The organism is Paracoccus nototheniae (assembly GCF_004335005.1).
Classification (GTDB): Bacteria; Pseudomonadota; Alphaproteobacteria; order Rhodobacterales; family Rhodobacteraceae; genus Paracoccus; species Paracoccus nototheniae.
In genome coordinates this window covers 1-21227 of sequence record NZ_RQRT01000071.1, presented here as the reverse complement: position 1 = coordinate 21227, position 21227 = coordinate 1, and the positions used below count along the sequence as shown (strand labels likewise).

At 67.9% G+C, this 21227-nt stretch carries 21 protein-coding genes; 9 read left to right on the top strand and 12 right to left on the bottom strand.

The features are described 5' to 3' along the window. Window positions 1–30: 30 nt before the first annotated feature. The 8 genes from EG885_RS18715 to EG885_RS18680 form a co-directional block, all read right to left on the bottom strand. Entirely contained in the window at window positions 31–2079 is a 2049-nt protein-coding gene (locus EG885_RS18715) for a bifunctional sugar-binding transcriptional regulator/dihydroxyacetone kinase subunit DhaK (protein ID WP_131577611.1), read from the bottom strand. Next, complete coding sequence (gene dhaL / locus EG885_RS18710; protein ID WP_131577610.1) at window positions 2079–2738, bottom strand: dihydroxyacetone kinase subunit DhaL; 660 nt, start codon at window positions 2736–2738, stop codon at window positions 2079–2081. The genes EG885_RS18715 and dhaL (EG885_RS18710) overlap by 1 nt, the downstream gene beginning before the upstream one ends. Window positions 2739–2832: 94 nt before the next feature. Then, complete coding sequence (gene dhaL, locus EG885_RS18705) at window positions 2833–4590, bottom strand: dihydroxyacetone kinase subunit DhaL (protein ID WP_207392329.1); 1758 nt, start codon at window positions 4588–4590, stop codon at window positions 2833–2835. Window positions 4591–4601: 11 nt separating this feature from the next. Then, window positions 4602–5360 (bottom strand): GolD/DthD family dehydrogenase, encoded by a 759-nt coding sequence (locus EG885_RS18700; RefSeq protein WP_131577608.1) that lies wholly within the window; start codon window positions 5358–5360, stop codon window positions 4602–4604. Window positions 5361–5470: 110 nt separating this feature from the next. Beyond that, the gene (locus tag EG885_RS18695; RefSeq protein ID WP_131577606.1) at window positions 5471–6463 is read right to left on the bottom strand and encodes a substrate-binding domain-containing protein; all 993 of its coding nucleotides are present in this window, start codon (window positions 6461–6463) and stop codon (window positions 5471–5473) included. A 46-nt stretch (window positions 6464–6509) separates the two neighbouring features. Then, the gene (locus EG885_RS18690) at window positions 6510–7517 is read right to left on the bottom strand and encodes an ABC transporter permease (RefSeq protein ID WP_242679741.1); all 1008 of its coding nucleotides are present in this window, start codon (window positions 7515–7517) and stop codon (window positions 6510–6512) included. A 71-nt stretch (window positions 7518–7588) separates the two neighbouring features. Next, complete coding sequence (locus tag EG885_RS18685; RefSeq protein ID WP_131577602.1) at window positions 7589–9070, bottom strand: sugar ABC transporter ATP-binding protein; 1482 nt, start codon at window positions 9068–9070, stop codon at window positions 7589–7591. A gap of 174 nt (window positions 9071–9244) precedes the next feature. Next, a complete protein-coding gene (locus EG885_RS18680; RefSeq protein ID WP_131577600.1) occupies window positions 9245–9931 on the bottom strand; it encodes a YitT family protein in 687 nt (228 codons plus the stop codon). Between the two features lie 524 nt (window positions 9932–10455). Here EG885_RS18680 and EG885_RS18675 point away from each other — a divergent pair. The 9 genes from EG885_RS18675 to EG885_RS18635 all read left to right on the top strand — a co-directional run bounded on the left by EG885_RS18675 (window position 10456) and on the right by EG885_RS18635 (window position 18146). After that, window positions 10456–10803, top strand: a complete 348-nt coding sequence (locus EG885_RS18675; RefSeq protein ID WP_131577598.1) for a hypothetical protein — start codon at window positions 10456–10458, stop codon at window positions 10801–10803. A 201-nt stretch (window positions 10804–11004) separates the two neighbouring features. Beyond that, complete coding sequence (locus EG885_RS18670; protein WP_131577596.1) at window positions 11005–13455, top strand: AI-2E family transporter; 2451 nt, start codon at window positions 11005–11007, stop codon at window positions 13453–13455. A 149-nt stretch (window positions 13456–13604) separates the two neighbouring features. Continuing rightward, the gene (locus tag EG885_RS18665) at window positions 13605–14045 is read left to right on the top strand and encodes a hypothetical protein (RefSeq protein WP_131577594.1); all 441 of its coding nucleotides are present in this window, start codon (window positions 13605–13607) and stop codon (window positions 14043–14045) included. Window positions 14046–14132: 87 nt separating this feature from the next. Further along, complete coding sequence (locus EG885_RS18660; protein ID WP_131577592.1) at window positions 14133–14927, top strand: SDR family oxidoreductase; 795 nt, start codon at window positions 14133–14135, stop codon at window positions 14925–14927. Between the two features lie 106 nt (window positions 14928–15033). Next, window positions 15034–15945 (top strand): DMT family transporter, encoded by a 912-nt coding sequence (locus EG885_RS18655; protein ID WP_278248494.1) that lies wholly within the window; start codon window positions 15034–15036, stop codon window positions 15943–15945. 56 nt (window positions 15946–16001) lie between these two features. Then, window positions 16002–16286: a type II toxin-antitoxin system Phd/YefM family antitoxin gene (locus tag EG885_RS18650; protein WP_131577618.1), complete on the top strand. Its 285-nt coding sequence runs from the start codon at window positions 16002–16004 to the stop codon at window positions 16284–16286. Beyond that, entirely contained in the window at window positions 16286–16690 is a 405-nt protein-coding gene (locus EG885_RS18645) for a type II toxin-antitoxin system VapC family toxin (protein WP_131577590.1), read from the top strand. Before EG885_RS18650 ends, EG885_RS18645 begins: the two co-directional genes overlap by 1 nt. A gap of 191 nt (window positions 16691–16881) precedes the next feature. Beyond that, window positions 16882–17145, top strand: a complete 264-nt coding sequence (locus EG885_RS18640) for a hypothetical protein (RefSeq protein ID WP_207392328.1) — start codon at window positions 16882–16884, stop codon at window positions 17143–17145. Further along, the gene (locus tag EG885_RS18635) at window positions 17145–18146 is read left to right on the top strand and encodes a sensor domain-containing diguanylate cyclase (RefSeq protein ID WP_242679740.1); all 1002 of its coding nucleotides are present in this window, start codon (window positions 17145–17147) and stop codon (window positions 18144–18146) included. The genes EG885_RS18640 and EG885_RS18635 overlap by 1 nt, the downstream gene beginning before the upstream one ends. A gap of 12 nt (window positions 18147–18158) precedes the next feature. Here the strand turns inward: EG885_RS18635 and EG885_RS18630 are convergent, their stop codons facing one another. The 4 genes from EG885_RS18630 to EG885_RS18615 all read right to left on the bottom strand — a co-directional run. Then, a complete protein-coding gene (locus EG885_RS18630) occupies window positions 18159–19004 on the bottom strand; it encodes a putative hydro-lyase (RefSeq protein ID WP_131577586.1) in 846 nt (281 codons plus the stop codon). A gap of 93 nt (window positions 19005–19097) precedes the next feature. After that, window positions 19098–19979, bottom strand: coding sequence for a LysR family transcriptional regulator (locus EG885_RS18625; RefSeq protein ID WP_131577584.1), 882 nt, complete (start codon window positions 19977–19979; stop codon window positions 19098–19100). A gap of 6 nt (window positions 19980–19985) precedes the next feature. Then, window positions 19986–20630 carry an NrsF family protein gene (locus tag EG885_RS18620; protein ID WP_131577582.1) on the bottom strand — a complete coding sequence of 215 codons (645 nt, stop codon included), beginning with the start codon at window positions 20628–20630 and terminating at the stop codon, window positions 19986–19988. After that, window positions 20627–21227 (bottom strand): sigma-70 family RNA polymerase sigma factor (locus tag EG885_RS18615; RefSeq protein ID WP_341352773.1); only part of this gene is annotated, 601 nt, incomplete at its 5' end. The genes EG885_RS18615 and EG885_RS18620, both read right to left, overlap by 4 nt.

The following is a 21227-nucleotide window of genomic DNA, read 5'->3' as shown; positions in this document are numbered from 1 at the left end:
GCCTGAACCGGTCCATTGGAAACCGGCTTGTCAGATCTGCGTCCAGGCCGGGGTGGCGCAGGGATGATCCAGCAGCGACACCAGCTCATCATCCAGATGCAGGGCCGAGATGGACACCCCCGCCATATCCAGCGAGGTGTAATAATGCCCGATCAGCGTGCGATGCACCGCCACGCCCCGCGCCTGCAGCCTTTGGCGCAGGCGGCGGTTCAGGATGTACAGCTCCATCTGCGGGGTGGCGCCAAGGGAATTGACCAACAGGGCGACGCGATCGCCCTCGGCCGGGCGCATCTCGCTCAGGATGCGGTCGGTGATCAGATCGCAGGCCTCGTCGGCGGTGGTCAGACGGGCGCGGGCGATGCCGCGTTCGCCATGCACGCCGACGCCGATCTCCATATCGTCGGGGCCAAGGCGGAAGCCGGGCTTGCGGCTTTCCAGCGAGGCGCCGGGTTCCAGCGCGATGCCCATCGTATAGCAGCGCTGATTGGCGCGCAGGGCCAGCGCGGCGCAGGCCTCCAGCGGCAGCATCCGGTCGCAGGCGGCCCCGGCGATCTTGAAGACAAAGACATTGCCCGCCACCCCGCGCCGCGCCGCGCGCGTGTCCACGGGGGCCGAGGCGATGTCGTCGGTCGTCACCACCGTGCGCACCGTCACGCCGCGCGCCGCCGCCATCTCGGCCGCGGTTTCGAAATTCATCACATCGCCCGAGAAATTGCCAAAGATATGCAGCACGCCCGCCCCGCCATCGGCAGCCAGTGTGGCGGCCAGAATGGGGTCGGGCGGCGGGGCGGCAAAGACATTGCCGATGGCCACCGCATCGGCCAGCCCGCGCCCGACATAGCCGAAGAACCCCGGCTCGTGCCCCGCGCCGCCGCCGATGACCAGCCCGACCTTGCCCGGACGCGGCCCATCGACGGCGCGCAACGCGCGCGGCGCGCCCGTGACCGGGGCCAGAAGGCCCTGATGGGCCAGCAGCGCGCCCTCTACCGTCTCGTTCACGGCGTCCTGCGGGCGGTTGAGGAATTTCTTGATCCGCACCCGTTCGGGCAGGGGCGCGGGCGCGGGCTGGCCGGTGCGGACCGGCATGTCGTCATAGCCTTCCGAGGTCAGGATCGCGCGCGCGGTGTCGGCATCGGTCACCATGACGCTGACATAGCCGCCGCGCAGCGCCGCCAGAATGGCCTGCACCTTGTCCATGCCCCCGGCAACCCCGATCCGGCAGGGGATCGTCTTCAGCGCGGCCAGATCGATGCCGATGGTGCGCGCCTCCAACGGGCCATCGACCGGCGCACCCCGGGCCGAGATCAGCCGCCCGGCGATGCTGCCGACGGCGGCGTGATATTGGCTCGGCATCGACAGCCCGTCGAAAAAGCCGCTGCTGTGGATGGTGCTTTCGGGCCGCAGCGAGGATATCCCCAGCACGATCCGGTTGGCCTGCGCCAGAATCGCCATCTGTTCGGCCACCACCGGTTCGCGCAGCAGCAAAGCGCGCATGTCGGGCGAGGACACGATGGCAGGGGCCGAGATCGGGATGGACCGTGCCCCAAGCGCCCCGGCCAGACGGGTCGCGCAGGCCTCGGGCGTCCAGGGGATCTTAGCGGTCGTCCCGCCGGTGGCCTGCACCACCCGCAGATCCTGCAAGGCCCCCCGGTCCAGCCGATGCGCCATCGACAGAACCGTGCGGCCCCAGGTGACCGCGATGGTGTCGCCCGACCGGGCCAGCCGCGACAGCACCTGCGCGCCCGCAGCCCCAAGCCGGTCGATCAGCGGGCTGTCGCTGCCCTCGGACGGGATCACAAGGCAATCGTCCAGCCCGAAATGATCCTGCATCGCCTGCGCGATGCTCAGCGCGCGGAACCGTTCCGGGTCGATCTCGATCGAGACGATGCCCTTGGTGCGGGCATCGGCCAGATAGGAATTGACCGAGGGCCGCGACACACCCATCCGGGTCGCGATCTGCCCCTGCGTCAGCCCGTCCTGATAATAAAGCCAGGACGCCCACAGCAGCGGGTCGTCGCCAAAGCGCAACGGCTGGCCGGTGACGCCGGGAAAGCTGCGTGGGGCATCCTTGTCGCCCATCAGCCCGGCCCGCCCATCCGCGCCGCAGCCCAGACCGCCAGCGCATCCAGAAGCGCCGCCGCCGAGACCGCGCCGGGGTCCAGATGGCCGATGCTGCGCGGTCCAAGCCGCGCGGCGCGGCCCTTGCTGGCCATCATCGCCCGCGTCGCCTCGGCCCCCTCGGCAGCCGCCGTCGCCGCGCGGCGCAGGATTGCGCCGGTCGGCTGGCCCGTCTGCATGCCGGCGCGCGCGGCATGGGCGGCGGGGGCCCAGGCATCCAGCATCGTCTTGTCGCCGGGCTTGCCGTGACCGCGCGCCTCGATCCCCTCGGCCATGGCGGTGATCAGCTCGGGCAGGCGATGAAAGGCGATGCTGTCGTCGGGGCCAAGGACCTGCCCCGCCTGCCGGAGCGCGCTGGCGTAAAGCGGCCCGGTCGTCGCCCCCACCGCGTTCAGCAGGGCCGAGGCCGCCAGCGCAAACCCCTGATCCAGCGTCTGATCCGTGCCATCGGCCTGAAACAGCGCCCCGGCGGCGGCGGCAAAGCCCCCCGCCATGGCGACGCCGTGATCGCCATCGCCGATCTCTCCGTCCAGTTCGGCCAGCCATGCCTGTTCCCTGACCATGCGATCGGCCAAAGTGCGGAACAGGTCGGTCAGATCGTGGCGCGAGAATGTCGGCATGTCGGGGATCATTGGCATGACCCCCGGCGGTTGTGCAAGGCGGATCGGGGCGGTGCCGTGGCCCCGGCACCGGCCCCGATCCAGCCCCGCCCGGTCATCCGTCCGACAGCCTGCGCGCGACGCTGTCGCCAAGCGTCGTCAGGATCAGACAGCACGAGGTCGCCCCCGCATCCGGCACCCCGCGCGATCGTTCGCCCAAGCGCGCCGCCCGGCCCAGTCTGGCGACCATGTCGGTGGTGCTGTCGCGGCCCTGCCGGGCGGCCTTGTCCATGGCCGTCAGCGCGGCGGCAAAGCCCTGATCCATGGCGGCGTCGAACCCCGCAACCGCCGGGGCCAGACAATCGATCAGGGTCTTGTCGCCGGGCTTGGCCCCACCTGTCGCGGTCACCGCCTGCAGCCCGGCCTGCAGCATGACCGAAAATCCCGCCGCGTCGATGGCCGCGCGCCCCTCGATCGCGCGGGCCATGTCGCGGAACATGAAGCCGTAAAGCGGCCCCATCGAGCCGCCGATTTCCGACATCAGCACATCCGACAGCAGCATCAGCCCCGCATCCAGCGACACCGGCGCACCCGACAGCCGTTCGGCCGCGCGGCCAAATCCCTTGGCCATGTTGATGCCATGGTCGCCATCCCCGATCAGCCCGTCGATTTCCGACAGATGCGCCTTGTTGGCGACGATCACCGCCGCCAGTTCGGTCACGATGTCCGAGCCCGCGCCAAGGGCCAGCCGGGGCGCGCCGACAGCCTCGGACGCGCGCGGGGTCTGGGTCGCGGCGGCGGTCGCGGGTTTGCGGCGCGATCCGGTGGCGATGGCACCCACCGGCGGCACCGCAGCCCCGGTGACGGTCAGCCCCGGTGCCGCGCATTCCAGATCCAGCAGCGCCTTGCGGTCATCGTCCAGCGCCATCACCGTCAGCGTCGCGCCGATCATTTCCAGCGAAGTGAAGTAATTTCCCACAAAGGCCCGGTAAACCCGCAGGCCCGCGCGTTCCAACTCCGTCTCGATCCGGTCATACAGCACATACAGCTCGTTCACCGGCGTCGCCCCAAGGCCGGAAACCAGCACCGCGACCTCGGTCCCCGCGGGCAGGGCGTGATCGTCCAGCACGATCCGCACCATGTCATCGGCCACCTGATCGGCGGGGCGCAGCGGCTCGACACGGGCGCCGGGTTCGCCGTGATGGCCGATGCCGATCTCCATCGTGCCGGGGGCGATCTGGAAATTCGGATGGCCCACGGCGGGCAGGGTGCAGGGGCCAAGGCCCACGCCGACCGACCGGCAGGCGTCGATGGCGCCCTGTGCCGCAGCCTGCACCTGCGCCAAGGTGCCGCCAAGGGCCGCGCGGGCGGCGCCGATCTTCCACATGAAGATCTCGCCCGCCACGCCCCGCCGCTTGGCGCGATCCGCAAAGGGGGCCGAGCAGACATCGTCATTGGCCACGACCGTCGCGACCTCGATCCCTTCTGCGGCGACCTCGGTCGCGGCCATTCTGACATTCATGTTGTCGCCCGCGTAATTGCCATACAGCACCGCGACCCCGGCCCCGCCATCAGCGGCACGGATCGCATCGGCAAAGCTGTTCGCGGTGGGCGAGGAAAACAGCTCTCCGATGGCGATGGCATCGACGAGGTTGCGCCCGGCATAGCCAATGAAGGCCGGTTCGTGACCCGAACCGCCGCCCGTCACGATGCCGACCTTGCCGTCCTGCGGCGCGTATCGCGACACCAGCACGCGCGGGTTCGCCGGATCCTTGCGCACCAGATCGGCATGGGCCTTGACAAAGCCCGCCACGGTTTCATCGACCAGATCGTCGGGGTCGTTGACGAAACGCTGCATGCTGACGGATGTCATCGCGCCCTCCATCATTGCACCGTGTATCCGCCATCGACCAGCAGGTCGGCGCCATTGATCATCGCCGCCGCGTCGGATGCCAGAAACACCGCCGCCGCCGCGACCTCATCAGGTTCGGCAAAGCGGCCCGTGGGGATCTGCGCCTTCATCGCCTCGCCCTTGGGGCCCGCCCATGCCTTGCGGCCCAGATCGGTCATGACCACGGTCGGAGAGATCGCATTGACGGTGATCCCGTGGCGGCCCCATTCCAGCGCCAGCGTCTTGGTCACCCCGATGATCCCGAATTTCGACGCGCAATAAGCCACATGCCCCTCGATCGCGACCGAGGCCGCCTGACTGGCCAGGTTGATGATGCGTCCGGGCCTGCCTGCGGCGATCATCATGCGGCCCACCGCCTGCGCCATCAGAAAGCTGCCGGTCAGATTGACCGCGATGGTGCGGTCCCATGCGCGGGCCGACAGCTCGCCCGCCGGGGCCAGATCGACGATCCCGGCCGAATTGACCAGAATGTCGATAGTGCCCATTGCGGCGCTGACGGCGTCCAGCGCGGCGGCGATGCCGGTGGCATCGGTCACATCGCAGGCAAAGGCGCGCGATGCCCCGCCAAGCGCCGTCGCGGTTCCGGTCGCCGCGTCAAGGTTCATGTCCAGCGCCGCCACCGTCGCGCCCTTGGTCGCAAAGGCCTGCGCGATGGCAGCCCCGATGCCCGATCCCGCGCCGGTCACGATGGCGGTCCTGCCCGCCAGACTGAAATCAAGAGAAGCCGCCATCGCCGGTCCTTTCCGCCTTGTGTCATCCGGGTCGCGCGACCCTGCCCCGAGGGGCGCGCGAAGGCGCCTTTGGCGACCGGAGCCGCCCAAGGCTGGTTTTTGCGCAAGCCTTACTGGCGGGTGGCCAGCAGGGCGTCCACATTCTCCGCCGTCACCGGGGTCCAGGGAACATTGTATTCCTTGGACGCGCCGTCATTCCACGGCATGTCGGGATATTGTTCCCAGATGCCCGACATGGGCTCGTAATCGGGCCGCACCGCCTTGATCGCCACATCGATGGAGCCAAGCGCCTGCGCCTCGCCATCCTGCAGGATCGAATCCATCTGGCCCGCCTTGACGGCGTTCAGCGCATCGGTGACGCCATCGACGCCCGCGATGGCGAAATCGGCGACATCCATCCCGGCGGCCTTGATCGCCTCGATCGCGCCAAGCGCCATCTCGTCGTTCTGACCGATCACGCCTTTGATGTCATTGCCATGCGCGGTCAGCCAGTTCTCCATCAGGGCCTGCGCCTCGGCGCGCGACCAGTTGCCGGTCTGGCGTTCCAGAATGCGGACATCGGGGCATTCGGCCAGGGCCTTTTCATTGCCCTCGCCGCGCTGGATCTCGCCGGACTGGCCGATCGGGCCTTCGATGATGACCACGTCGCCGGTGCAGCCCATCTTGTCCAGAACGGCCTTGGCCTCCAGATAGCCCGCCTCCACGTCGTTCGATCCGACATAGGCGGTCAGCAGGTCGCTGTTCACCCGCGCGTTCGATCCGACGACGGGGATGCCCGCATCGACGGCCAGCTGCACGGCAGTGGCGCCCGCCTCGACATCCATGGGCGCAAAGACGATGGCATCGAAGCCTTGGGTGATCATCGTTTCGAACTGATCCTGCTGGACCAGCGCGTCATAGCGACCGTCAAAGATGGTCAGTTCGACCATGCCCGATTCCACCGCCGGGTGTTTTTCCCCCGCAGCCGACCACAGCTGCATGAATTCGGCATTCAGGCCATAGGCGGCCATGCCGATCCGGATCGGATCGTCCTGCGCCTGCGCGGCGCCCATCCCAAGCCCAAGCGCCAGCGCGCTGGCAGTCATCATCATCTTCGTCGTCATCTGGTTTCCTCCCTCAGTGACACAATGTCCCGGCACGCGCCGGATCTCAGTCTTCGGTCTTGCGCGACCGGTCCAGCAGGACGGCGGCCACGATCAGCCCGCCCTTGATCACCTGCTGGTAATAGGATTCGACCCCAAGCAGATCGAGACCGTTATTCATGACCCCGATCAGCAGCGCGCCGATCACCGTGCCGGTCACCCGACCCACCCCGCCCGCAAGGCTGGTGCCGCCGATCACGACCGCCGCGATGGCGTCCAGTTCATAGGCGACGCCCGCCTGCGGCAGGGCCGACCCGGTGCGCGCGGCCAGGATCATCCCCGCCAGCCCCGCCAGCGCGCCCGAGATCGCATAAACCGCGAAACGGATGCGCCGGACCGGCAGGCCCGAGACCTTGGCGGCATGGGGATTGCCCCCCACGGCATAGACATGGCGGCCGAACCGGGTGCGGGTCAGCACGAAATGCGCCACCGCAAAGACCAGCCCGAACAGGATGATCGGCACCGGAATGCCCGCGATATCGCCCGTCCCGATCCAGCGATAGCCGTCGGTCAGCGCCGGAACCGGACGCCCGCCCGAATAGATCAGCGTCAGCCCGCGCGCCGCCGACAGCATGCCAAGCGTCGCGACAAAGGCGGGCACCGAAAACCGTGCCACCGCCACTCCGGACAGGGCGCCCACCGCCGTGCCGGTGATCAGCCCGACAAGGATCGGCACCAGCGGCATGTAGGGCGCGCCCGGAATGAAGCCCGCCGACGATGTGGTGGCAAAGCTGGCCGAGACGACCCCCACCAGCGCCACCACCGATCCGACCGACAGATCGATGCCGCGCGTCAGGATGACAAAGGTCATGCCGATCGCCAGAATCCCGTTGATCGAGGTCTGGCGCAGCACGTTGATGATATTGCGCGAGCTGAGGAAATTGTCGCTGACCAGCGACAGCACGATGCACAGCACCGCCAGCGCGATCAGGATGCCGTATCGTTGCAGCGCCGGTCCCATCCGTGACCCGGCCCCCCGGCGCTGTGGCGTTGCGGCCTTGATCTGATTGTCCACCCTCATCCTCCCGTTCATGCATCCCGCTCTCTGGGCCTCCGGACGCCGTGGCGCCCGGTCCTTGCGGCCCGTCAGGCAGCAAGATGCAGCAATTTCGCGGCCGACAGTCCGGCCCGGTCCAGTTCGCCCGCCACGCGCCCGTCGCGCATGACCACGGCCCGGTCGGCCATGCCCAGCACCTCGTCCGTCTCGGACGAGACCATGATGACCGCCCCGCCCGCACGGGCGAAATCGGACATCACGCGATAGATCTCGCGTTTGGCGCCGACATCGACGCCGCGTGTGGGTTCATCCAGCAGCAGGATGCGCGGGCGGGTCAGGAACCACTTGCCCAACACCACCTTTTGCTGATTGCCCCCCGACAGATGCGCCACGCTCTGGCGGTCGGATGCGGTACGGATGTTCAGCGTCTCGATCATCTGCGCCGCCGCCCGGGCCTCGGCCCCGGCATTCATGACCGGCCCCGTGGCCATGCGGTCCAGCGTCGCCAGACACAGGTTCTGGCGCACATCCCCCGTCAGCACGAGGCCGGATCGCTTGCGATCCTCGGTCACATAGGCCAGCCCCGCATCGATCGCCGCACGCGGCGAGGTCAGCGCCACCGGTGCCCCGTCAATCCGGATCTGCCCGCCGGTCTGCGCCGACAGGCCGAACAGCCGGTCGAAAATCTCTGTCCGGCCCGACCCCATCAGCCCGTACAGCGCTAAAATCTCGCCGCGCCGGACGGAAAAGCTGACCCCGCGCACGCCGCGATCGGCATCCAGATCCTGCACCGTCAGGATGTCGGTCGCCTCGGGGGTGTTTTCCTTGATGAATTCTTCGGTCAGGGGGCGGCCCACGACCAGCTGGATCAGCCGGTCCTTGTCGATATCGGCCAGCGCGCCGGTTTCGACAAAGGCGCCGTCGCGGAACACGGTATAGCTGTCGCAGATGCCGAAGATCTCGGACAGGCGGTGGCTGACATAGATCACGCCCTTGCCGTGCGACTTCAGCATGGCGATGGCCGCGAACAGCTGATCGGCCTCGGCCTCGCCCAAGGCCGAGGTCGGTTCGTCCATGATGATCACCTGCGCATCATAGCTGAGCGCCTTGGCGATCTCGACCAACTGGGTCTGGGCGACGGTCAGGTCCATCATCAGGCTGTCGGCGCGGATACCGAAATGGAACCCGTCCAGCAGATCTTGCGCGGTGCGGTTCATGCGCCTGAAATCGATGCGCCCGAACAGACCCACCGGTTCGCGGCCCAGATAGATGTTTTCGGCCACGGTCATGGCGGGAACCGGGCTCAGCTCCTGTTCGATGATCGAGATGCCGTTGGCCAGCGCCTCGGACGGATTGTCAAAGGTGACCTCGGTGCCGTTGCGCAGCAGGGTACCCGCGTCGCGGTGGTGGATGCCCATCAGAATTTTCAGAAAGGTCGATTTGCCCGCGCCATTGCCGCCGCACAGCGCATGGACCGATCCCGGCGCCAGTGTGAAGTGACCCAGCCTCAGCGCGGCCACGCCGTTAAACGACTTTTGAAATCCCGTGGCCTGCAATAGCGGCTTGGTCATCATCCCCCCTTGCCGACGCGGTTCGGAAACCGCGTTCGGACAAATGTCAAACTCCCCCTGACTATTGAAGCTTAGGGGGGTGAAAGGGCACCTGTCAATGGTGTTGGGGCAATCATGCAGGACCGCCCCCGGTTACCGGGGCGGGGGGCGTCCGTCATCGGCGGTCGGTTCAGATCAAAGCGGGTCGGGGATCGTTCCGGACCGGGCCTGCGTGATACGGAAATTCCACGCGATCAGCGCGTTCAGGATCATCGCGCCGACAAAGGAACTGATGACGCTGCCAAGCGGCAGAAAGATCAGCGCGACGGCGAACAGGACGGCGTCAAAGCACATCTGGAACCAGCCGGTGCGAAATCCGGTCCGCTCTTCGATCACCAGCGCCAGAATGCCCAGACCCCCGGCCGAGGCATTGTGGCGAAACAGCGCGATCAGCCCGATGCCCGTGCAGCAGCCCGCAAGGATCGCGGCCAGCAATGGCGGCAGCTCGGCAAACCGGATCCAGCGGCCCAGCAGATCGGACAGGACCGCGATGCCCACCACGGCGACGCCGGTCTTCAGGGTGAAATCGACCCCGCGCCGCATCCATGACAGGACCAGAAAGGGCAGGCTGATCAGGATGAACAGCGTCCCGAAATCCAGCGGTGTCAGATAGGACAGCAGCACCGACAGGCCCGCCGTCTGCCCGGTCACCAGCCCCGCCGCCTTCAGAAAGGTCAGGCCAAGGCTGGTCATCACGATGCCATAGGCCAGCCCTTGCGCATCATAAAGCGAGATCAGGGGGGTAAAGCCCTTGCCCCGTCCGGTGGGCCTGCGCGTCCGACGGGTCGCGGCAGGATCTGTGGGGCCGTCGATCCGCGTCATATCCGCTCCTTTTTGTTGGCCATGCCGCGTCCCGGCACGCTGGTTCCGACAGACCACCAGACCGCATGATTTGCAACGCCGGACCCGCGGCCCGGTGCATCGCGCGATCACCCTTCGCTGCAACTGCAATGCTGCTATGCAGCATCGGCGGTTGTGATCGGCGCGCGAAGACGCAATCTAGATCGCAAGAGGAGGAAACGACTTTGTCCGCCGCAAGGGGTTTCCGCATGCCGACCATCATTTCCGCCTGCCACAGGCGTCTTGCCGGCCACGCGTCGGCCCGATCCTGCCGGGCAGCCGCATGACCCGCCACCACGCCGCAAAGCGCAAACACCCGGCCCCGCATGGCCACGCCCTGCATCTCTTTGGGCCGTGCCTGCTGCGCTGCGGCATCGCACCGAACCCCGCCTGAGACATCGTCCCTGCCGCGCCCGCCCGTGGGGTGGCGCGGCTCTGTCTTCATCCCAGATCCCGTCACGCCAGATCCTGTCAAGCCAGATCCCGTCAAGAAAGAGCCCCCGATCATGAAAACGATCCTGCTGTCCACCATCGCCTCGCTGTCCCTCGGCCTGCCCGCCATGGCCGAAGTCGCCGTTCTGTCCGCGCCGCTTCAGGCCGCAAGCCTGCATACCGGCGCGCTGGACATGGCCGCCTATCGCATCACGCTGCCCGATGGCGCGCATGAGGTGACGGCGATGTTCCGGGGCCGCGACAGCGACCAGCCGCAGCGCATCGTGATGCGCCTGCAGGGCCGGGACGAGGTGCGCTTTGCCATGCCCGACGAACCCCAGACCCTGTATACCTTCACCAGCACAGGCAACGCGGTCGAGATTTCGGCACAGCGCGCGCCGGTCCAGCTGGCATTGCGCTAAGGCCTTTACCCCCGGCACGGCGCCCGGCCCCCGGACGGCACCGCCCGCGCGATGCCCCGGCGCCAGGCGCAGGGGCCGCGTTTTTTCGTTGCCGGTGACCGTCTTACGCCTGCTGCTATGAACGATGCCCGTCGCGGGGAACCGGAAAATGGGCGGCGCGTTGGCCGGTGTCCCTGATTGTGGGGGCATCGGGGACATCTCATGACATCTTACGACACCGCGTCGCGGCAGGTGCCCCGCGCGCCCTCATCCGGGGGGGCCGGACCTCTGGCGGTACCGCTGCTGCCCGAGCCGCCGCAAGCGGGGCGCGCCGACATCGTCAGCATCGCCGCATGGCTGGTGGTGGGCACGGTCATCATCGGGCTGCTGTATTACGGTCAGGACGTGCTGATCCCGCTGGCCATCGCCTTTCTGATCAGCTTTGCGCTTGGCCCGCTGGTGCGCGTGCTGGTCCGTCGCGGGATGCCGCAGGTCGCGGCCGTGTCGGTGGTGATGCTGACGGTGATCGCGGCGCTGCTGGGGCTGGGGCTGCTGATCGCCTCGCAGGTCAGCGTGCTCAGCGCCGAACTGCCTGCTTATCAATCGACCATCAGGGCCAAGATCGCGTCCCTCGGCGATCAGATGGAGGGGCCGGGCGTCCTTGACGGGGTGTTCCAGACCATCGCGACCGTGCAGGAACAGATGACCACGGCCCTGCAGGGCGCGCCCTCGGGGGCCGCCGATCCGCTGGAGGTGCAGGTCGTGGGCGACGGGCCGTCGCCCTTTTCCATGGCCGTGGCCTGGCTGACGCCCGCGCTGGCGCCTCTGGCGACCCTGGGCATCGTCGTCGTCTTCGTGTTTCTGGTGCTGCTGGACCGGGGCGATCTGCGCGACCGGCTGATCCGGCTACTGGGTGGCAATCTGCACCGCTCGACCGACGCGCTGGAAGAGGCGGGCAAGCGCATTTCCAAATACCTGCTGATGCAGCTGATCGTGAACGTCACCTATGGTATTCCGATGGCGCTTGGCCTGTGGGCGATCGGGGTGCCGGGCTGGATCCTGTGGGGCACGCTGGCCGCCATCATGCGGTTCATTCCCTATGTCGGGCCGATGCTGTCGGCAATCTTTCCGCTGGCGCTGGCCTTTGCCGTCGATCCCGGCTGGCAGATGGTGCTGATGGCGCTGTCGCTGATCCTGTTTCTGGAGCTGATCAGCAACAATATCGTCGAGCCGCTGCTGTACGGCACCTCGACCGGGTTGTCGGCGCTGTCGCTGATCGCGGCGGCGACCTTCTGGACGGCACTTTGGGGGCCGTTGGGGCTGATCCTGTCGACGCCGCTGACGGTCTGCCTGCTGGTGATGGGGCGCAACCTGCCGCAGCTGGCCTTTTTCGACACGCTGCTGGGATCGACCCCGGCGCTGGACCTGCCCACCCGTATCTATCAGCGCCTGATCGCCAACGACCCGGACGAGGCTTATGACATCGTCTCGGACGCGATCCGCGAAACCGGCCTGCCGGTCTTTTACAACGAGACCGGGCTGGAGGTGCTGCGTCAGGCCAGCGACGATTACCACGCGCAGGCCCGGGTCGAGCATCGCCTGCGCGTTGCGGATGGCATGGACCGGCTGCTGGACGACCTGCGCGAGGATCACCCGGCGCCCGACATGGATGCGACCCGGCCCGCGCGGGTGGCCTGCATCGGCGGCAAATGGCAGGTGGATGCCGTCTCGGCCGAGATGCTGGTCCATATGCTGGCGCTGGACGGGGTTCCCGCAATCCACTGCCCCACCGGCGCGGTCACCGCGCGCTATGTCGAACGGCTGGAACTGGACGGCATCGACACGGTCTGTCTGGCCTATTTCAGCCGCGATCCCGACATCGCCGTCCGGGGCTTTGTGCGCCGTCTGCGCCGCCGCTGGCCGGAACTGCGGATCATGCTGGCCCTGTGGAACGCCCCCGAGGATCAGGCAGGCCCCGACCGGGGGACGGCTTTGGGTGTCGATCAGGTCGTGCTGTCTTTGTCCGAGGCTGCCCAGCATCTGGTCCTTGCCGCCAGTCCCGACATGGCACTGGCCGCCGAGGCGTTGCCCGGCGATGCCCTGCCGTCGGACGAGCCCGAGCGTCTGACGGTGCTGGCGCGCTCGGCCGTGCTGGACGGCCATGCGCGCGAGGATCTGGACGATCTGGCCAAGCGCGCGGCGGATGTCTTTGACGTGGGGCTTGCCTTTGTCTCGGTGGTGGATGCGGATGCGGAATATCTGGTCGGCCAAAGCATGGACCTGCCCGGACCCCGGACCGATACGTCGCCGCCGATGACATGGCTGCCGCGCACCGGCGCGATGGCCGGTCATGTCGTGACCACCGGCCAGACGCTGGTGGTGCCCGACAGCGACCGCGATGCCCGCTTTGCCGGGCATGAGATGCTGCAGAAATGGCAGGGCCGCTTTTACGTCGCCGCGCCGCTGCGGACCGCCGGGGGGCATGTCCTTGGCGCGCTGTGCCTGATGGACCGCGCGCCCCGCCAGATCGGCGACAGCGAACTGGACCTGCTGGACCGCATCGCCGCCGAGGCCACCGCCCTGATCACCCGGGAAGATCCCGTGGCCACCGAACCGCGCAAGCCCGCCCCGGCGGCCCCGCGCAGCGTTCTGGGCCAAAGGGTGCCGGACTAGGCCCCCCCCCCCGCGTCTGCCTCCCTTCATCCACTTCGGGCGCAGGGGGGCAGACGCAAGGGAGGGCATTTGCGGCGCGCGCCGGATCGTGATTTCCGTCCGGGCTGCCGGGCGCGCTATATCCGGGCCGACGCTCAGGAGGTTTCATCGTGACATCATTGACCATCCGGCTGGCCAGCCTTGGTCTGGCGCTTGCCATCGCAACCCCCGTGCTGGCCGATCCGGGCCGCGGGAACGGCAACGGGCACGGGAACGGGCATGGCAAGAACGCCCGCCACGAACAGCGCGACGACCGCAGGCATGCCCGCACCGATGACCGGTATCGCGATTGCCCGCCGGGTCTGGCGCGCAAGAACCCGCCCTGCGTGCCCCCCGGACAGGCGCGCGGCCATGGGGATGGCTACGGCCACCGGATCGGCGACCGGCTGAGGGCAGGCGATTACATCCTTGTGCGTGACACGCAGCGCCACAACCTTCCGACGCGGCCCGACTGGCGCTATTACCGCGACGACAACCAGATCTATCGGGTGGACAGCAACACGCAACGCATTCTGGCGGTGATCAACCTGATCAACGCCTTTTCGAACTAGGGCGGACAAAGCCGGTCCCTGCCGCATTGAAGGCCGGGGCCACCCGCGCTATCCCGGATGCCCGCCATGATGCAGCACGGAGGCCCCATGACCAGACTTGCCGGAAAGACCGCCCTTGTAACCGGGGCTGCGCGCGGGATCGGCGCGGCCATCGCGCAGGCCTTTGTGACCGAGGGGGCCGAGGTCATCCTGACCGACATCGATGCCAAGGCCGGTCAGGCGACAGCCGACGCGCTTGGCGCGCGCTTTGCGCTGCTGGATGTCGCCTCCGAACGGGACTGGGCGGCGATCGCGCGACAGTTTCCCACGCTGGACGTGCTGGTGAACAATGCCGGGATCACCGGGTTCGAGGGGGTTTTTGACGGCGCGCCCCCCGCCCATGATCCCGAACATGCGCGGCTGGACGACTGGCGGGCCGTCCACGCGGTCAATCTGGACGGCACCTTTCTGGGCTGCCGCTACGGCATCGGCGCGATGCGGGCCAAGGGTGCGGGGTCGATCATCAACATCTCGTCGCGCTCGGGGCTGGTGGGGATTCCGATGGCGGCGGCCTATGCCTCGTCCAAGGCGGCGATCCGCAACCATACCAAGACCGTGGCGCTGTATTGCGCCGGGCAGGGGCTGAAAATCCGCTGCAATTCGATCCATCCCGCCGCCATCATGACCCCGATGTGGGAGCCGATGCTGGGCACCGGCCCCGACCGGGCCGAACGGCAGGCCGCGATGGTCGCCGACACGCCCCTGCAACGCTTTGGCCGGGCGGATGAGGTGGCGGCGCTGGCCGTGCTGCTGGCCTCGGACGAGGCGGGCTATATGACCGGGGCCGAACTGACGATCGATGGCGGCATTCTGGCCGGTTCGGCGGCGGCGCCGGGCAGCTAGGCTGGTGGTCCGCGCGGCGCCTGCTTGCGGCAGGACCGACAGCGCGCCCTTTCGCAGGACGCCGATCCCCGCCATAAGCAGGCTGCGCCAGGCCGAGGGGACCATCGTGACGACAATTTCAGAGCCGGGTCACCGCCGCAATCTTGTGGGCGCACTGTGGATGATCGCCGCCATGGCGGCCTTTGCCGTGGAAGACGCGCTGGTCAAGGCGATGGCCGGGCTTTTGCCTGTCGGCCAGATCCTGATCCTGTTCGGGTTGGGCGGCGCGCTGGCCTTTGCCCTGATCGCGGCACGGCAAGGGCAGGCGTTGATCGCCCCCGACGTGCTGTCCCCCGCCATGCGCATCCGCATGATCTTTGAAATCACGGGTCGGTTGTTCTATGTTCTGGCGCTGGCGATGATCCCTTTGTCCACCGCGACCGTCATCCTGCAGGCCACGCCGCTGATCGTGGTGGCCTTTGCGGCGATCATTCTGGGCGAGCGTGTGGGCTGGCGGCGATGGGTCGCCATCGCGCTTGGGCTGGCGGGGGTGCTGATCATCCTGCGACCGGGAACCGACGGGTTCTCGGCCCTGTCGCTGCTGGCGGTGATCGGGATGCTGGGCTTTGCCGGGCGCGATCTGGCCAGCCGCGCCGCGCCGCAAAGCCTTGGGACGGCGGTGCTGGGGTTTTACGGCTTTCTGGCGCTGACCATCGCGGGCCTCCTGTTCTCGGTCTGGCAGGCCGCGCCGTTCGTGATCCCCGATGCCCGCGCGACGGGCCTGCTGGCAGGCGCGGTGCTGGTCGGGGTCGCGGCCTATTCCTGCCTGATGAAGGCGATGCGGACCGGCGATGTGTCTGCCGTCACACCGTTTCGCTATACCCGGCTGCTGTTCGGGGCGGGACTGGGCGTCATCCTGTTCGGCGAGGCGCTGACGCCGGGTCTGCTGGCCGGATCGGGGCTGATCGTCCTGTCGGGCCTGTTCATTCTGTGGCGCGGGCAAAAGACCGGCACCGCCGTCCTGACGCCGCAACCTTGACAAACGCCCCATTCCGCGCCATCTAGCTAGCTGACAGGCTAGATGAGGGCATGGCAATGTGGACGGTTCAGGATGCGAAAAACAAGTTCAGCGCCGTGGTCGAGGCCGCGATGGCCGGCATGCCGCAAGAGGTGACCCGACGCGGTCGCCCCGCCGTGGTCGTGCTGTCATCTAAGGAATATCACCGCCTGCTGGCCGGGGCCGTCAAGGCGCGCGAAAGCTTTGCCGACCATCTGATGGCCTTTCCCGGCGGTGATCCCGACCGGGCCGACGTCAAACAGGGTGCCCCCCGCGCTGACTTCGCACGGACGGGGGCCGCGCCGCGCGACGTGACCTTCTGATGTTCCTGCTGGACACGAATGTCATCTCGGCGGTGCGGCGGCCTGACCGGGCGCCGCAGGTCGCGGCATGGCTGCGCGGCAGGTCCGAACAGGATCTGTTTCTCAGCGTCATCACCATCGGAGAGATCGAGCGCGGCATCCGTCAGCAGGAAACCCGCGACCCTGCCTTTGCAACCGATCTGCGGGCATGGCTGGACCGCACGGTCCTGCTGTTCGCAGACCGCCTGCTGCCCTTCGAGGCCGAGGATGCGCGCATCTGGGGCAGGCTGTCGGCCCAGATCGGGCATCCCGGCGCCGATCTGATGATCGCCGCATCGGCGCTGCGCCATGCGGCCACCGTCGTCACCGGCAACATCCGCGATTTCGAACCGACCGGCGTGCTGCTGGAAAATCCGTTTCAATAGGATCAAAAGGGCCGCCCTTGCGCCTGCGCGGGCCGGCCTATCCGGTCGCACCCCCGCGCTGCGGATGCGGCATCGTGACCCTGCCGCCTGCCCATCAATAAACCAAACCACCTTGTTTAGGCTTGCTGACGCGCGAGCGGTCAGGCACCTTTGCAACGACAGGCTGCACGGGCATGGGCGAAGGGCAGGGGGTGACGGTGACGGATAAGGTGGAACAGTCGGGTCTTGCGACCCAGATGGATGCGGCGACCCGGCGGGTCGTGGGGCCCGACATGCCCTCGCGTCTGCAATCGATCACCGATGCGCATCTGAGCCGGCTGATCGCATTGGTCCAGACCATGCAGGCTGCCGGCATCGATGACAGCCTTGTGCGCCACAGCATCCATGAACTGGTCGCCAGCTACGAGGCAGAGCTTGTCGATGTGATGACCGCGCTTGCGCAGACGGATCGGTGATGACGGTGATGACAGCCCTTTTCAAGGCGGATGACGAACCCGGGCGCCAATGCGCGCTGGAGCGGCTGGACGTTCTGGACACCGCCCCCGAACCCGAATTCGACAAGATCACCAATCTGGTGCGGGCCGTCTTCGACGTGCCCATCGCGGCGGTCTCGCTGATCGACCGCGACCGGCAATGGTTCAAATCCGTGCAGGGGCTTGAGACCACCGAAACGCCGCGACGGGTGGCATTCTGCAATCACACGATCCGGTCCCAGGATATCCTGCGCATCGAGGACGCCTCGGTTCATCCCTGGTTCAGCGACAATCCCCTGGTCACCGGACCGCCGGGAATCAGATCCTATATCGGCGCCCCGCTGGTGACGGCGGACGGCTATGCCATCGGCTCGCTTTGCGCCATCGATCGCCGCCCCCGGGTGTTCAGCGATGAACAGGCCCGCGTCCTGGCCAGCTTTGCCGATCTGGTGATGAACCAGCTGGAGCTGCGCAAGATGGCCTCGGTCGATCTGCTGACCGGCCTTGCGACACGCCGCGCCTTTGCCGAGGCGATGGACACGGCCATCACGGAAAGCGACAGGACCGGCAGGCCGGTGTCGCTGATCTGTCTGGATCTGGACCGCTTCAAGGCGATCAACGACACGTTCGGCCATCAGACCGGCGATGCCGTTCTGGTTGCGGTGGGCGACACGGTCGGGGCCGGATGCCGCGATATCGGCTTTGCAGGCCGGATCGGTGGAGAAGAGCTGGCCGTCCTGCTGGTCGGCACGGAACCGGACGACGCCGCAGCCTTTGCCGAAGGCCTGCGCCGCCGGATCGAGGTGCAGACATTGGACGATCACCCGCAACTGGTCATCACGGCCAGCTTTGGCGTGGCGCCCAGACAGCCGGGCATGACCGCCAAGGCATGGATGGCTGCCGCCGACGCGGCGCTTTACCGGGCCAAACACGAAGGCCGCAACCGGGTGGTCAGCGCGCTGACGGAAACCGCCGCGCGATGATCCGAGCCTTGATCACATCCCTGCGCCCTGATCAGCCGGAACTGGCCCGGTCAGAAGACGACCGGCCCGGGCTGCGGGAATGTCCGTGACCAGCATGTGGCCCGGCGCATGGGTGATGGCGAAGGCGGGCTTTGCCGCCGCGATCGCCGCCTGAGGGGTGACGCCGCAGGCCCAAAAGACCGGGATATCGCCGGGGCGGATATCGGGCGCATCGCCGTAATCGGGGTGGTCGAGGTCCGTGATCCCGATCAGGGACGCATCGCCCAGATGGACGGGCATGCCATGGGCCAGCGGAAAGCCGTCGCAGATGCGCACGGCCTCGATCGCGTCGGCGGCGGGCATGGCGCGCAGGCTGACAACCACGGGCCCGCCAAAGCGACCGGCGGGGCGGGTGGCAAGGTTGGTGCGATACATCGGCACGTTGCGCCCCGCCGCCTGATGGCGCACCGGGATGCCCGCCCGGCTCAGCGCATCCTCGAAGCTGAAGGAACAGCCGATGACAAAGCTGACCAGATCGTCCAGCCACAGATCGGCGATGTCGGTGGGTTCAGCCACCAGCACGCCGTCGCGCCACAGGCGGTATCGCGGCAGATCATGGCGCAGGTCGATATCGCGCCCCAAGGTCGGCAGCGACGGATCGCCCGGCGCACCCACCGCCAGCAGCGGGCAGGGGCGCGGGTTCTGCTGGCAAAAGCGCAGGAAATCGGCGGCCTCGACGGCGGGCAGGATGACCAGATTGCCCTGCAGCGCATCGCCACCCAGACCTGCCGTCGGGCCGTCGAACGCGCCCTGACGGATCGTCTGGCGCAGCTGCCAAGGCGTGGCATTGTCGGGGCAAAGGGGGACAGGGGATGGCATCGGTACCTCTTTCGCGGTTCACGCAACACTGTGCGCTGCGGCGCAGGGACGAACAACAGTTCAGACAGCGTCAATATTGATCACCTGTCGCGATCAGTCATCCGCCGCCGCCAGCGCCGCGCGGGTCACCTCGCGGCCGATCTTTTCGTTGCGTTCGGGGGAATAGCAGATCGCGAAATCCAGATCGGGCAGACGCGCATCCGGAGTGACTCGGATCTCCTGCAGCCCGGCATGGGGCCAGGATCGCACGATGTCATGGGGAATGGTGCCGATCCCGAAGCCCTGACTGACCAGATGCAGCGCGGTGGCCAACGAGGCAGAGCCATGCACCGCCGCCACCTGCCGCCGCCCCGGCGACAAAAGCTGCACCACCCGACGATGCGGCAGGGTCGATTTGGGAAAGGACACGATGGGCAGGGCGGCCAGATCGTCGATGCCCGCCGGGTCGGGCAGGGTGAAATGCGCGGGTGATCCGAACCAGCCAAGCGTCACCGGCGGCAAGGGCGTCAGATTGATCCCGCGCGGCGCCTGATCGCGCAGCATGATCACCACATCCAGCCCGTCCTGCGCCAGCAGCACCCCCATCTGGTCCGAGGTGTCGACCGAAATCTCGAACCGCAGCAGGGGGTGGCGGGCGCGCAGATCGGTCAGCATGCGCGGCAGGACGGTATGGGTCATCGTCTCGGCCACGCCAAGGCGCACGACCCCGGCCATGACGTTCTGGGTCAGCTCGTCCAGAATGCGGTCGCGTTGGGCCACCAGCACCTCGGCCTCGTCGCACAGGCGCCGTCCGGCGGCGGTCAGGCGGACCCCGCGCCCGTCGCGTTCGAAAATCGCGATCTTCATCCGGTCCTCGAGATGGCGCACCCGACGAGAGATCGCCGATTGCGCCAGCCCCAGACTGTCGGATGCGGCGCGAAAGCCACCATGACGCACGATGGCGCGGATGATCTCGATATCGCGAAAGCCGAACATGGCGGGCTACCAGCGCAGCGCGCGCGGGCCGGCCCATGCGCCAAGCGCGGTGCTGAGCACGATCGCCATGCCATACCAGAAGACATAGAACAGGGGCGAATCCTCGGTGCAGGACAGGGCATAGCCGGTGGTGGCCCCCGCGCCCGCCGCCAGCCCGATCAGCGCGCCGGTCAGCCGGGGCCGGGTGACGGCGCCGCGACGCAGGGCGCGCAGGCCCGCGACCATCGGAAGAACCGACAGCGCCAGGATCAAGGGCACGCAGGTCGCCGCCGAATGGCCCAGCCAGTCGATGACCATCCGGTCGGGCGGCGTTGCCGCCAGCGCCCAAGCGGCCAGCGCCACGGCCACCACCGCAGGCAGGGCCAGCGGCCACAACCCGGCGCGCGCGCCGGGCCGGGCCAGCCGCGCGGCCATCGGCCATGCCATCGCCAGCAGCAGCAGCGGCAGCAGCGGCTTGGCCAGCGTCACGGGTGCGGCCAGCGATGCGGCCAGCCCCGGACGCAGCCCCGACACCACCATTTGCGCCGCAAAGCCCAGAAGCAGCGCCAGCCCCATCGCCGCCACCATCCGGGTGGCCGAGAACCGGACGCCCGGCACAGGGGTCGCCGCCAGACGGGCGATCAGCGCATCGGTCGAGGAAGGATGTGTCATTCTTTTGTTCCCAGTCCGATTTCGGACAATTTCTTCATCGCGCGGTGCAGGGCGACGCGCACCGCGCCGCCGGTCATCCCAAGGCGGGCGGCGACATCCTCGGCGGCCTCGCCCTCCAACCCCATGGCGCGCACGATGCCCGCCGAACGCGGATCGATCCGCGCCAGCAGCACCGCCAGGTCACGGCTGGCCATCGGGTCGTCATGGCGCGGATCGGCGATGATCTCGGCAAAGTCGTGAACCGGCAGGTGCACCCGGCTGCCCCGCCTGCGAAAGGCGTCGATGACCTTGTACCGGGTCACCGCATAAAGCCATGGCCGCAACGGCGCGCCGGGCTGCCAGCTGTCGCGTTTCAGATGGATCGCCAGCAGCACGTCCTGCACCACATCCTCGTGCTGGTCGGGGGGCAGGCTGCGGCCACGGGCGCGCACGACGGCGCGGATCAGCGGCGTGACGGCCGTCAAAAAACGCGCCATGGCCCGCGTGTCGCCTGCCTGCGCCGCCGCCAGCAGGCTTGCCCATTCGGTGCCGTCCTGCTGCATCTGGCGTCTCCGGGGCCGCGTGTCGGCCAAGACCAGATTAGCCTTGGGCAGGCGT